Raw genomic sequence first — 12,634 nt, forward strand, 5'->3', positions numbered from 1 at the left:
GAGCTTTCACTATATTAGTAGTTAATTAGAGTTATAAGCCTATAAGGTTAAGCTCAATATATATAATGGCTGTCAGATGGCAGTTATTCCATTAGATTTTATGAGGTGAAGAAATGGCAGTAATTGAACAAGTCATTGCAAGAGAGATTTTAGATTCCCGCGGTAATCCAACAGTTGAAGTTGAAGTATGTTTAGAAGATGGTACTATTGCGACAGCAGCAGTTCCATCTGGTGCTTCCACAGGTATGTTTGAAGCCGTAGAATTACGGGATGGAGATAAATCCCGTTACTCCGGTAAAGGTGTTTTAAAAGCTATCGATAATGTAAATGCTAAAATCGGTCCTGCACTTATCGGTTATGATGCTACAGAACAAGTAGCAATCGATAACTTGATGTTGCAACTTGACGGTACAGACAATAAATCTAACCTTGGTGCAAACGCAATTCTTGGCGTATCTATGGCAGTAGCTCGTGCGGCGGCTGAATCTTTGGACTTGCCATTATTTGTATATCTTGGTGGCTTCAATGCTAAAGAGTTGCCAGTTCCTATGATGAATATCTTGAATGGTGGCGCACATGCAGATAACAACGTAGATATTCAAGAATTCATGATCATGCCTGTAGGCGCTAAATCTTTTGCAGAAGCTCTTCGTAGCTGTGCAGAAGTATACCATACTTTGAAATCCGTACTTCACAATAAAGGTCTTAGTACTGCAGTAGGTGATGAAGGTGGTTTCGCACCTAACTTGTCATCTAATGAAGAAGCATTAGAAGTAATCTGTGAAGCTATTAAAGCTGCTGGTTATGAACCAGGAAAAGATTTCAAATTGGCACTTGATTCTGCATCTTCTGAATTCTACGAAGATGGTAAATACAATCTAGCTGGCGAAGGCAAAGTTAAAACAGCTGCTGAAATGGTAGACTTTTACGAATACCTAGTAGGTAAATACCCAATCGTATCCATCGAAGATGGTCTTGCTGAAGAAGATTGGGAAGGCTGGAAATTATTGACAGAACGCCTTGGTGACCGCGTACAACTTGTTGGTGATGATTTATTTGTGACTAACACAAAACGTTTGGCTCGTGGTATTGAGCTTGGTGTAGGTAATTCTATTCTTGTAAAAGTTAATCAAATCGGTACTCTCACTGAAGCTTTTGATGCTATGGAACTTGCTAAACGTGCTGGTTACACTTGCGTAGTATCTCACCGCTCTGGTGAAACTGCAGATACATTCATTGCTGATATTGCTGTAGCTGTAAATGCTGGTCAAATCAAGACTGGCGCACCGGCTCGTTCTGAACGTGTAGCAAAATATAATCAATTACTTCGCATTGAAGAAATGTTATACGAAACAGCTCAATATAAAGGTAATGACGTTTTTTATAACTTAAAATAAGATACGTTATATCTAATAGTCCAATAAGGGCGCCCTTTGGGGCGCCTTTTTTGTATGTCTAAAAATAGAAAAGTTTTCGCTTCGTGGATTTTTAAAAATAAAAGAGGGATTTAGAGGCTGATGTCGAAACCTATAACGCCATACGCTAGTGTGAGGTAAAAACATACCGCAAGGTATTGGAGGTGACCATGTATGTAGACGTAACATTAGACGATATTATCTTGTATGCCTTAGAACACCATGTGAGCGATATCCACTTTGATCCCGTTAAAAGTGGTGCTCATGTTCGGTTGCGAAAAGATGGACTGCTGCAACATTACATGACTGTATCATTTGAAGAAGCTGAACTCATTATCAACCGTATTAAGGTTTGTAGCTCTCTAGATATTAGCGAGAAGCGTTTACCACAAGATGGGCGTTGGTCTTGGAGTCATAAAAATAAGTCTGTAACGATGCGTGTATCTACATTGCCTAGCCTATACGGAGAAACCTTAGTATGTCGCCTTATGGGAAATGAAGGGAGTCATAAAGACTTAAAAGAATTAGGCATGCAGCCGGATATCTTTGAGCACATTGAACAATTATTAAAACGTCCTTATGGATTATTACTTATCTGTGGACCTACAGGCAGTGGTAAGACAGCTACTTTATATGCCATGCTTCGCATGTTAAATTTAGACGAAACTAAGCTTATCTGTCTTGAAGATCCTGTAGAAGCCGAAATCAAAGGGGCTATACAAATTGGTATTAATGAAAAGATTGGATTTACCTTTGCCAAAGGTCTTCGCTCTGTATTACGGCAAGATCCAGATACGATTATGATTGGTGAAATTAGGGATAAGGAGACCGCAGAGTTAGCCGTTAAGTCTGCTTTAACGGGGCATCGCGTATTATCTACTATACATACCAATACAGCTATAGGCGTTGTAACGCGACTCATGGATATGGGCGTAGAGCCGTACTTAATACGGGCTACTTTAATGGGGGCTATTGCACAACGGCTAGTACGAAAATTCGATGGTACATCATATCAGGGACGGACTGCTCTATTTGAATACTTAGAAATACCAGCTAATTCAGCTCATTGGGACGAATTAGAAACACATTTATTATTGTCATTAGAAGAGTCTGCTCGTAAGGCCGTATCTCAGCATGTTACATCTATAGAGGAGGTGCATCGTTGTGGACTCATGCTGTAAGAGTGAAAGTTTAGAAACTATTGTAGAAAATGCAATACAACTATCATCAACAGATATTCATCTACAATGTGGTCAGCCTATCTATTTGCGACATGGTGATGGATTAAGGGCTACTTCCTTTATGTGTACTACAGAATTAATCGAGGATATATTGCGTCGTTGCGGTATAGCATCCTATGAGTGGCAGTCTCTTGATGAGGCTTGTTCCTGTTGTGGTGTGCGTATCCGTGTTCATCTATATCGAGCTAATCAGACCATATGTGGTACATTGCGATTACTTTGTCATCAGCAACTTAAGTTAGATGATAATAGTGAAGGTCAGTTATTACAAAAGCTATGTGAAGCACATGATGGTCTATTGCTTGTTTGTGGCCCTACAGGCAGTGGTAAAAGTTTTACCTTAGCTTGTTGTATTGATTATATAAATCAGACTATGGAGCGTCACATTATTACCTTAGAAGACCCTATCGAATTTGAGTTTGTATCTAAAAAGTCTTTAATACATCAACGACAATTAGGTGCTGATATTAATACTATGTCAGATGGTATTCGAGATGCTTTACGAGAGGATCCGGATGTCATTATGGTAGGCGAACTTCGAGATCGTGAAACCCTTGAAGCGGCACTTCATGCGGCAGAGACTGGTCACCTTGTAATGGCAACTATGCATACACAGCGTGCAGTGATGGCGGTTCACCGCATGATTTCTCTATTTCCTGGGGAGCAACAAGAAGAGATACGCAATCAAATATCTCAAGTGTTACGGGCCGTTATATGTCAGCGTTTACTTCGATGGAATAAAAAGTTCATTACTATTCGTGATATTTTGCTAAATACCCATGCAGTAGCAAATTTGATACGGACCCGTAAGGAACCACAAATCATATCTATTCAAGAAACGCAACTACCGATGAAAACATTAGAAATGGCTGTGCGAGATGTAAAGGCACAATATGGAGCCCAACAACAATTGCATACCTTGCTTGATCAACAATTATCGTAGGTGAATATATGGAGGCTTATGAATATGTCGTAAAAAATAATCAAAATGAAACAGAAAAAGGTTTGATGTGGGGGGATTCAGAACAAGAAATTGCAATACGGTTAAAACGAGATGGTTATAGAATTTATAGGATATCGTTGCAGGATGAAAGAAAGAAACATAAATGGAATCATACTATGGTGGTAGATGTGACTTATCAATTAGGTCTACTCATTGAATCTGGTGTTCCGTTACGGCGAGCCTTACAGTTGCTCTGCCAGGGGAAACGAGGACTACTCTATACAGCTTTATATGAATCCATAGAGCGTGGTCAGACTTTATCACAGGCTTTACGAAGTGAAGGATGTCCTCCTATTGCTTTGGCTTTACTAGAAAGTGGTGAAGCAGCGGGCACCTTGGGTGAGAGTTTACAATATATATCCCGTCACTATGATTGGGAGAGGCAGCTGAAACAAAAGGTTATGAGTGCTATTTCCTACCCTTTATTTCTTCTTTTAATGATGAATATATTTTTTCTAGTTACCATTTTGTTTATTATTCCTTCGTTTGAACAGGTATTTACCACTATGCATATTACATTACCTTTGATGACGCGAGCTCTTTTTGCATTAGGACAAGGGTTAAAATCACATCCTCTAATGGTAATAGCTATACATTGTGTTGTAATAGGTTCCTTAGCATTTGCTTATAAACAGCATAGTATAAAGTGTAAAGTACATCGTTGGCTTTGGCTGTTGGCTCACCGATACCAATGGAGTACTTGTGTGTATTATACAAGTATGTTAAAAGTTTGGGCTCTCTTATTAGATTCTGGTATTTCTATCATTCACACCATGAATATCACGCGCCCTTTGTGGGGGAATATATATGGTGTTGAATGTAGTAAACAAGTGGAAGCAAGATTATTATCAGGACACTCACTGGAAGAAAGCTTACGTAGTGGTCAAATAGGAAACGCTTTTATATGGCAAATGGTGTCCATTGGAGAAGAGAGTGGTGAATTAGTAAAAATGTTAAACCACTGTGGCTACTACTATGAATCTATACTTTCAAAATATATTGCTCGTTTAGAACGATTATTGGAACCAATTTTACTAACCATAATGGGAATCGGTGTTGCCGTATTAGTTGTATCTGTTATGTACCCCTTATTTACGTCCATTGCCAACTTAGGAGGACAATAGACAATGTTATTACTTAACTATTAAAAGGAGAATATTATGAAGTCTGTTATGCATATGATTCATGGAGTGAATCATCGATTAGAAATGTGCGGTCAATGGGTCGTAGATCGACTACATATTTCTCGTGTTCGAGAAGGGTTTAAAAAATCGAGAAAAGGCGGATTTACTCTCGTTGAGTTAATGGTTGTAGTAGCGGTTATCGCTATATTAGCGGCTATTGCGATGCCACAATTCTTATCTGCAGCGGATAAAGCTCGAAACGCTAAAGAAACAGCAGATATTCAAATTATTAAAAATGCCACTCAATTGTATATGATTGATAAGAATGTCGACACACCTCCAACAGTAGAAAATCTATATAAGGAAGGATATCTTACTGAACATGTTAAGACTGCAAAAGGAAAAGAATACACTATTACTTATGAAGTTGTCAGTGGTGGGACTTCAAAATCTGTTGTTGTTAAAGCACCTAATGAGCCTTAATTAACTTGTATAGATTATGAATTATATACGTTAGTTATATGAAAGGACAAGGTATGAAAGGGACTAATTATGTAATAGGACTTTTTGTATATATAGCATCTATATTGTTACCTATTATAGTTTCATCAAAAGCAATATCTTATACTCACATTGCTTTGTATGCTGTGTTTTCACTCATCATCATAGCAGGTGCTACCATCGATATGCATTACTATATATTGCCTGATGAAGGGGCATTAGTTCTTGTAATAGGTGGCATTATATATAGCTATATAAATGATCAATCTATGTTAGTAACCTTATTAAGTTTTATCAGCGTAGGTACTATTACATATGGACTTCGTTTGATTAGCCATAAAGGCTTTGGCGTAGGCGATATTAAATGGTTTTCTGCTATTGCAATATGGCTCACTCCATGGGAAATTATATGTTTCTTTTACGTAACTTTTTGTGTTGGTTCTCTCTATCTCTTACTCACCGGTTATCGTAATCGATATATCCCATTTGGTCCCTTTCTATGCTTTGGCGGATGGTGTGCCTTACATGGTGGTTCCTATATGGAGGTGCTTTATCAATGGTTAAGGTGCAACTTATAAATCGTCAAAGTGGATCTTTATTGGCGGAATGGATTATTACTATTGGTTTAATCTTATTGCTCATTTCTATTGCCTTACCTATTGTGACAACACCTAGTCGTTATACTTTAAATGGTGCTACGCAAGAGGTGGCGTATATGCTCAAGAAAGTTCAACTGTGGTCTATGTTAGGGCATAAATCTAATGGTAAAGGGAGAATGCTTTTTATTTTAAATAAGGACAGTTATACCTTAGAGGAAGATGTTAATCATCATACGGTAAACATATCATTACCGCAAAATATTGAGAATGAACGGTCTATGACAATTATTTCTTTTTCAGCCTTGGGCTTACCCTATGATGGGACAGAAATTATTTTGAAAGATCGTGAAAGTGGTGAGAAAAATCGCATATGGATATCTGTACAAACGGGGCGTATTAGGTGGGAAGAAGTGCACTGAAGGATTTATGTATGGTGATGTCTTAATATCAGCTGCTATAATCATGCTCATTTTACCTATTGTATTATCTATATTTTGGATGGCTACTCTTACGGTATATAAGGCGTATTATTGGGATCATATATTGCAAGATACCATAACGTATTTAGAAAAGGCTAAAGCTTCTTACTATAAAACTGGAACAATAGAAGCAGGTGTATATAACTCTCAATTCACTATGAGTCCTAGTGAAAAAATTACTTATAAAACACATATAAAGCCTGTAGTGATAGAAGGTGTATCTTTACAACGATTAACAGTAGATGCCATCGATAATCAATCTGTTGTCTACTCTCTATCAGTTGATTTGGAGGGGATACATTGAACGGCGAGGATATAGAAAAGGTAATTGGAAAGAATAAAGAATACAAGCAGAATCCCATAACAGATAGAAATAAAAATAGAAATGATATGGGTTTTATTTTGTATTCTACACTTATTAGTATGATGATTTCTATCATAGTCCTTACCTTATTGTTAGGTATCGTATTCTATGCAGTTATGTGGGATGCTAAATTACTTGATAGTGTAGCTATGATGGAGGATGGTCGATATACACGGCGTATGGTTGTGGCTCATATGATATGGAATCCTGTGAAGGTTACTGTAGAAGATCGTAATACAAGTTTATATATTCACGATACAAAGCGCACAACCTTAACTGTACAACGTCATGCATTATACAGAAAATTAACGGATGGTAGCTTGCAACCTGTCAGTGGTAGTCGAATTGTAGGAACTACAGATAAAAGAAATGTGGGCTATACCCAAGAATACCCTTTTAGTGTAGATACTAATGGGACCGTGTATTTACGTTGGTATATTAATAATCGTTTTGTTAATGATAGAAAATACACAAGTGGTTATGGAGGATTATCCATATATGAGGTCTCTGTTGGACAGAGTGCTATTTATGATTGGTATACAAGTAAAGAGGAGACAGATTATGAACGTAGGAGCCCATAACGCGGGCTTTATTACATATATAGCGATACTTACAATGTCCTTTTTATTATTATTAGCTTTTATGGGGCTGCGTATAGGACAAATATGTGAAAGTAATGTGGTAGACGAATTGCATTTGGAAGAGGCTCATTACGCGGCACAGAAAGGTGTTCATTGGTTTGTGGGCTATTGTAAATTAGGAAATGTATGGGACTTTCAAAATAAATTAGTTGTGATAGATGATGAAAATGTAGAGATTACTATTGAAGCAGACCAATCAACAGATAATCCGCGACATATTATGAGTTATGGAAAATTGAAAAATAGTGAAATCGTGAGTCGTGTACATATGTATGTGACCGTAGATAAAGAAAAACATATGCATGTTATAAAGGTAAAACCTTATTGAGGTGATTCTATGAAACGAAAAAAGAGAATACATTCTGGAGTATGTATAACTGACGAACATATTGTATGTGTTACCGCTCATATAGAAAATAAAACAATGGTCATTACTGATGCGTTAGAAATGAAGCGTACAGGACCTATTGATGAAGACGTTACAAAATTTATAGAAACGTATGATTTAGATGAAGGGGCTTATAGTATTGTTGCTAATATTGATACACAAATGCATGTAGCACCTTATGATCCTCATGATTTTGATATGAAGGAGTTTATAAAGTGGAATATAGAGGACTACTTTAGTTTTGAGGGGGATAGTTTCCAAATGGATGCTTGTCGCCGGGAATATCCACGACACAATTATCATATGTTTATGGTGGCTGTAGATCGGCATTCACTAGAGCTTTTGAAGCAAGGTATACGAGATACTTATGCACCCGTTGATGTTATTGATTTTTGGCCTATTCCTATTTGTTATTGCTTGATGCGGCGCAGCGGTACTGTAACAGGTGTTGTGGAAGAAGGCGCCATGCATTTATGGCTTTGGTGGAATGATATATGCATTCAAGAGTGTATTGTACCTATTACTGGTAGCGATGTAGCTGAAGCTATGGATAAGTTAGAAGTGAGATTACAAGACTTTGGTATAGATGAGATACAGGGAATTCGGATGTATGGGTTAGAATCTATAACAAATGAAGAACGGACAGATATGGAAGGTATAATTTCCATGTATGGAGAAACTGAATATATTCCATTATTATTCTTAGGTCGTGGCCGTAATCGTTGCAAGCAAGGGCAATTAGATTGGGACATGGCTATTGGTATGGCGGCAAGGGGGCTTAAATGGATTGGATTGGGCTGGTAAGGACAGATGTATTAATTTAATGCCTCGCTCGTTACGATGGCATAGTTTATGGCATACCTATCGATACCTTCTTTATGGGATAAGTCTTATATACATTATAGTAGGGCTTGTTACTATATATAGTTGTTGGTCAAGCTATCGTAGCTATGAAAATCGAAAGATAGACTTTGTGCGATTGCAAGCAAATGCTCAGTATCAAGAAATACATCAACAATATGGTGAATTAATGGAAATAAGAAATAAAATAATAAAGAATAAAATCCTTAAGAATCAAACAGATATATTACCCAATACAATGGTCCTATATATTCTTGATGCCGCTATGTCAGAACATATTAGTCTACAGCATCTTAGCATTAAGGATGGGCGTATCAGTATAGATGGTATAGGTACGAGTGACGAAATGTGTCGTAAATTTATTGCTATTCTCCAACAAAAATTACTAGGGATGGAGTGTCATGGAACAGTTAAAGCAGATAAAGGTGTTTATACATTCCATATGGACGGATCTAAAAGAGAGCACAACATATCAGGTCGAGAGAATATTAACGGGCCTAGTGTTGTGGGGGATGCTCATTAGCCTTTCTATGTATGGGCATATTTATTTTGAAGACAAAAATAATAGCTTAAAAAATCAACAAGATAATTATAATATACAAATGAATGCTGAGTCAGATTATATAGTGTCTAATGAAGCAAAACTATTAGAATCTTTTACACGGAACAAGACATCTAATACAAGTTCTAATACAAATATTTTTGATTCCTTGCAAGGAGAACCATTAATGATTGTCAGTACTGATGAGCATGAAGGTATACTAGAATTAACAGTATTAGGTAGTACAGAGCGTATGATTAACTGGATAAATACTGTTGAAGAAAAGGATCCTTCACGCCGTATAGAAATAGAAGATATAGAACGTAAAGGTAATGTAGTTTATGTGCATTGTGCAATTAAATCGATTATAAAACCTTAATGAAAATCGGGTGTACTGTATAGAGACAGATTATAGATTTTATGTTTATAGTCTGTCTTTGTTTTTGGACCATTTTATAGTACAATGAAGGATATGTAATGATAAGGGGCACATAATAGATGATAATAAAACGGAATATTATGCTCATCGGTTCTATGGGAAGTGGCAAAAGTCACTTTGGACGGAACCTTGCAGAACGCAAGGGTTGGCAATTTGTAGATACCGATCGCGTATTAGAAAGTCGTTTTGGGTTGCCCATTGCTGAGATTTTTAAAAAGATAGGAGAAAAAGCATTCCGCCGCGCCGAAATGGATGTACTAAAAAAGGTTTGCTTATACCATGAAGCAGTGATTTCTGTGGGTGGGAATTTTCCTATTGAACATCGCACCTTAAAGGTATTAAAAAAATATTCCTATATTATTGGTATCCGAGCTGCACAATTCCGTATTGTCAGTCGCGTGAATCGCCGTGTTGGGAAACGGCCTACCATGGACTATAGTAATGTGAATGCCTTTGTACATGCTATGATACAATCGTGGAAGCCCGTGTATAAGCAGTGCGATTTTGTACTAGATACAACAAATGGCCGGACCTATGATTTTATACAGCGTATTGAGGATGAATTAGATGCCTCAGATGTGCAATTTAAAGCAAGACGTCAACCCAATGATATAAACGATGTAGATGCTAAAGAAGCATCTGAAGATATACAATTTAATAATCAACAAAGTAGGAAAAAAGAGATTTCTGAAGCAGTATCAAAAAGAGCAATGTCTAATAAAATTCGTTATGATAAACGGTATAAACAAAAGACTTCTAATCAAACGAATAAAAAAGGTAAGGCACATAGTATATCCAAACAACGTACACCACAAGGGGGTAATGGATATGAGAAGAATCGCAATACTAACAAGCGGCGGAGACGCACCTGGAATGAACGCCGCCATAAGAGCGCTAACTAGAAAAGCTATACATGAAGGTTTTGAAATATTTGGTATTGAACGTGGCTATTTAGGTATCATTGAGGAAAAGATATTTCCCTTATCGAATCGAGACGTTGGTGGCATCATAACACAAGGTGGTACGATGCTGAAAACGGCACGCTTTCCAGAATTTCAGAATGAAGAAATTCAACGCAAAGCTTATGAAATTTTGAAAACTTATGACATTGACCATTTGGTTGTTATCGGTGGTGATGGCTCCATGCGTGGTGCTACAAGTTTATCTAAACTTGGTATGTCTACTATGACCATTCCATGTACGATAGATAATGACATGGGTGGTACACAATATACGATAGGCTATGATACGGCTCTTAATACGGTAGTTGATGCGGTTGGGCGTATTCGTGATACATCAAACTCCCATGAACGTGTAGCTATTGTGGAGGTTATGGGGCGCAAAGCTGGACATATTGCATTAAAGGCAGGCCTAGCTTGTGGGGCAGAAATAGTTTTGGTTCCTGAAAATCCCATGCCTTTACATGCGGTTTGTCGTCATTTAAAGGAAACACAAATTCGGGGTAAAGAATATAGTGTTATCCTCGTTGCAGAAGGTGCCTATAACAGCGGTGAGGTGAAAGCTTTTATCAAGGAGCATACAGAATTTGATCCTAGCCTAACTGTGTTAGGCTACTTACAACGTGGCGGTGGTCCATCGGCATTTGATGCTATTTTATCGGCTCGCATGAGTGAAGTCTGTATTAATTTATTGATGAGTGGTGTCGCTAACCGATTAGTAGGTTATATAGATGGTCATATCCGTGCACTATCTTATGAAGAGGCAGAACGTCTTGAATTTCCAATCGATGAGAAGGATTATAGATTATTGTCAATATTGAGTAGTTAATGGCCCGTAAGGGCCATTTTTTATATATCATAATTTATTCATTAATGAAATTATATTGCGTAAAAGCAATTGGTGCTGTATAATTTAAAAATACTATATGTGTTGATATAGAATAAATGTCTTTTTAATATATCTTCATCTTAAAAAAAGGAGATCATAATGAAAGAGTTCTTACAAAAGCATCGTAAACGTATAGTAACAGGTGCTGTTGTTCTTTGTGTTCTTGGTGGCGGCACATATTACTACATGGATAGTCTAAATGCAAATCAAGCACAAACGTTATATACTACTGGCAAGGTTGAAAAGGGTGATGTAAAAACTAGTATCAGTGCCACAGGTACTATTAACCCTGTAAATTATGTAGATGTTTCTACAAATGTTGCTGGTAAACTTGAAAAAGTTTTAGTTAAAGAGAATGATCAAGTTACGGCCGGTCAAGTTATCGCTTATATTGATACACGTCAATTACAAGCATCTGTTGATGATGCTCGTGCAGCGTTAGCCAAAGCAGAACTTGATATGAATCGTTATAAATCCTTGGCGGCTCAAGATGCTATTGCACAACAAACATATGATGATTCTGTAACATCTTATGAACGTGCTAAATCTACTTATGAACGTGCTGCCGCAGATTTAAGTGATGCTACTATTACAGCTCCAATGTCTGGGACTGTTGTTGGTACACCGCTAAAAGCCGGTCAAACTATTAGTACTGGTATTTCCACACAAATGATCATTGCTACCATTGCAGATTTAAAAAATTTAGAGATTTATCTTACTGTAGACGAAACCGATATTGGCAATATCAAACAAGGTGCTAAGGTAGAGTTTACTGTAGATTCTAAGCCAGGTGAAACTTTCACCGGTTACGTTTCTGAAATTGCAAAAGGTACAAAAGGTAATATGGGCACAACAAGTAGTAGCGTTGTGTACTATACTGTTAAGGTTCAAATTCCTGAAAATATTGCAGGTAATTTCTTACCAACTATGACGGCTCGTGCCACAATCTTTGGTGAAGATATTAAAAATACATTGGTAGTTCCTCTTACTGCTGTACGTACGGACAAACAAGGTGAGTATGTATATGTTATAAAAGATGGTCAACCAGTACGAACCGCTGTCTCTACAGGTGTAACTGGGGATACTAATGTTCAAATCTTAAAAGGTTTATCTGAAGGTGATGAAATTATCGTAAGCGGTGATGTGAATGCACCAAAAAATAATGTAGCTGGACCATTCTAAGGGTAGGT

Annotated in this window: 16 protein-coding genes; all 16 read left to right on the forward strand. The window is 37.3% G+C overall.

What is annotated here, in order from left to right; all coding sequences use genetic code 11:
• Positions 1-113: 113 nt before the first annotated feature.
• The 16 genes from eno (at position 114) to AAAT26_RS01575 (ending at position 12,626) form a co-directional block, all read left to right on the forward strand.
• The gene (gene eno, locus AAAT26_RS01500) at positions 114-1,397 is read left to right on the forward strand and encodes a phosphopyruvate hydratase (protein ID WP_349208776.1); all 1,284 of its coding nucleotides are present in this window, start codon (positions 114-116) and stop codon (positions 1,395-1,397) included.
• A gap of 188 nt (positions 1,398-1,585) precedes the next feature.
• Positions 1,586-2,596 carry a GspE/PulE family protein gene (locus AAAT26_RS01505; RefSeq protein ID WP_174892267.1) on the forward strand — a complete coding sequence of 337 codons (1,011 nt, stop codon included), beginning with the start codon at positions 1,586-1,588 and terminating at the stop codon, positions 2,594-2,596.
• A complete protein-coding gene (locus tag AAAT26_RS01510) occupies positions 2,580-3,599 on the forward strand; it encodes a type IV pilus twitching motility protein PilT (RefSeq protein ID WP_004697309.1) in 1,020 nt (339 codons plus the stop codon). The genes AAAT26_RS01505 and AAAT26_RS01510 overlap by 17 nt, the downstream gene beginning before the upstream one ends.
• A gap of 8 nt (positions 3,600-3,607) precedes the next feature.
• On the forward strand, positions 3,608-4,783 hold the full coding sequence (locus AAAT26_RS01515; RefSeq protein ID WP_004697121.1) for a type II secretion system F family protein: 1,176 nt from the start codon (positions 3,608-3,610) through the stop codon (positions 4,781-4,783).
• 36 nt (positions 4,784-4,819) lie between these two features.
• Entirely contained in the window at positions 4,820-5,266 is a 447-nt protein-coding gene (locus tag AAAT26_RS01520; RefSeq protein ID WP_004697182.1) for a competence type IV pilus major pilin ComGC, read from the forward strand.
• A 53-nt stretch (positions 5,267-5,319) separates the two neighbouring features.
• A complete protein-coding gene (locus AAAT26_RS01525) occupies positions 5,320-5,862 on the forward strand; it encodes a prepilin peptidase (protein WP_314050610.1) in 543 nt (180 codons plus the stop codon).
• Positions 5,841-6,302, forward strand: coding sequence for a hypothetical protein (locus tag AAAT26_RS01530; protein WP_024061885.1), 462 nt, complete (start codon positions 5,841-5,843; stop codon positions 6,300-6,302). The genes AAAT26_RS01525 and AAAT26_RS01530 overlap by 22 nt, the downstream gene beginning before the upstream one ends.
• Before the next feature lie 7 nt (positions 6,303-6,309).
• Positions 6,310-6,666 (forward strand): hypothetical protein, encoded by a 357-nt coding sequence (locus tag AAAT26_RS01535; RefSeq protein ID WP_316058064.1) that lies wholly within the window; start codon positions 6,310-6,312, stop codon positions 6,664-6,666.
• Complete coding sequence (locus AAAT26_RS01540; RefSeq protein ID WP_227037025.1) at positions 6,663-7,307, forward strand: hypothetical protein; 645 nt, start codon at positions 6,663-6,665, stop codon at positions 7,305-7,307. The genes AAAT26_RS01535 and AAAT26_RS01540 overlap by 4 nt, the downstream gene beginning before the upstream one ends.
• Positions 7,288-7,695 carry a hypothetical protein gene (locus tag AAAT26_RS01545; protein ID WP_021148255.1) on the forward strand — a complete coding sequence of 136 codons (408 nt, stop codon included), beginning with the start codon at positions 7,288-7,290 and terminating at the stop codon, positions 7,693-7,695. Before AAAT26_RS01540 ends, AAAT26_RS01545 begins: the two co-directional genes overlap by 20 nt.
• A 9-nt stretch (positions 7,696-7,704) precedes the next feature.
• Complete coding sequence (locus AAAT26_RS01550) at positions 7,705-8,559, forward strand: hypothetical protein (RefSeq protein WP_101928352.1); 855 nt, start codon at positions 7,705-7,707, stop codon at positions 8,557-8,559.
• 322 nt (positions 8,560-8,881) lie between these two features.
• A complete protein-coding gene (locus AAAT26_RS01555; RefSeq protein WP_278604837.1) occupies positions 8,882-9,139 on the forward strand; it encodes a hypothetical protein in 258 nt (85 codons plus the stop codon).
• Entirely contained in the window at positions 9,129-9,536 is a 408-nt protein-coding gene (locus AAAT26_RS01560; RefSeq protein ID WP_042986426.1) for a hypothetical protein, read from the forward strand. The genes AAAT26_RS01555 and AAAT26_RS01560 overlap by 11 nt, the downstream gene beginning before the upstream one ends.
• A 119-nt stretch (positions 9,537-9,655) precedes the next feature.
• A complete protein-coding gene (locus AAAT26_RS01565; RefSeq protein ID WP_060918894.1) occupies positions 9,656-10,498 on the forward strand; it encodes a shikimate kinase in 843 nt (280 codons plus the stop codon).
• Entirely contained in the window at positions 10,470-11,384 is a 915-nt protein-coding gene (locus tag AAAT26_RS01570; RefSeq protein ID WP_349208897.1) for an ATP-dependent 6-phosphofructokinase, read from the forward strand. The genes AAAT26_RS01565 and AAAT26_RS01570 overlap by 29 nt, the downstream gene beginning before the upstream one ends.
• A 159-nt stretch (positions 11,385-11,543) precedes the next feature.
• The gene (locus tag AAAT26_RS01575; RefSeq protein ID WP_004696124.1) at positions 11,544-12,626 is read left to right on the forward strand and encodes an efflux RND transporter periplasmic adaptor subunit; all 1,083 of its coding nucleotides are present in this window, start codon (positions 11,544-11,546) and stop codon (positions 12,624-12,626) included.
• The last annotated feature ends 8 nt before the right edge of the window (positions 12,627-12,634 follow it).

The sequence above is a fragment of the Veillonella parvula genome (assembly GCF_040094895.1).
GTDB classification, from domain to species: Bacteria; Bacillota; Negativicutes; order Veillonellales; family Veillonellaceae; genus Veillonella; species Veillonella parvula_L.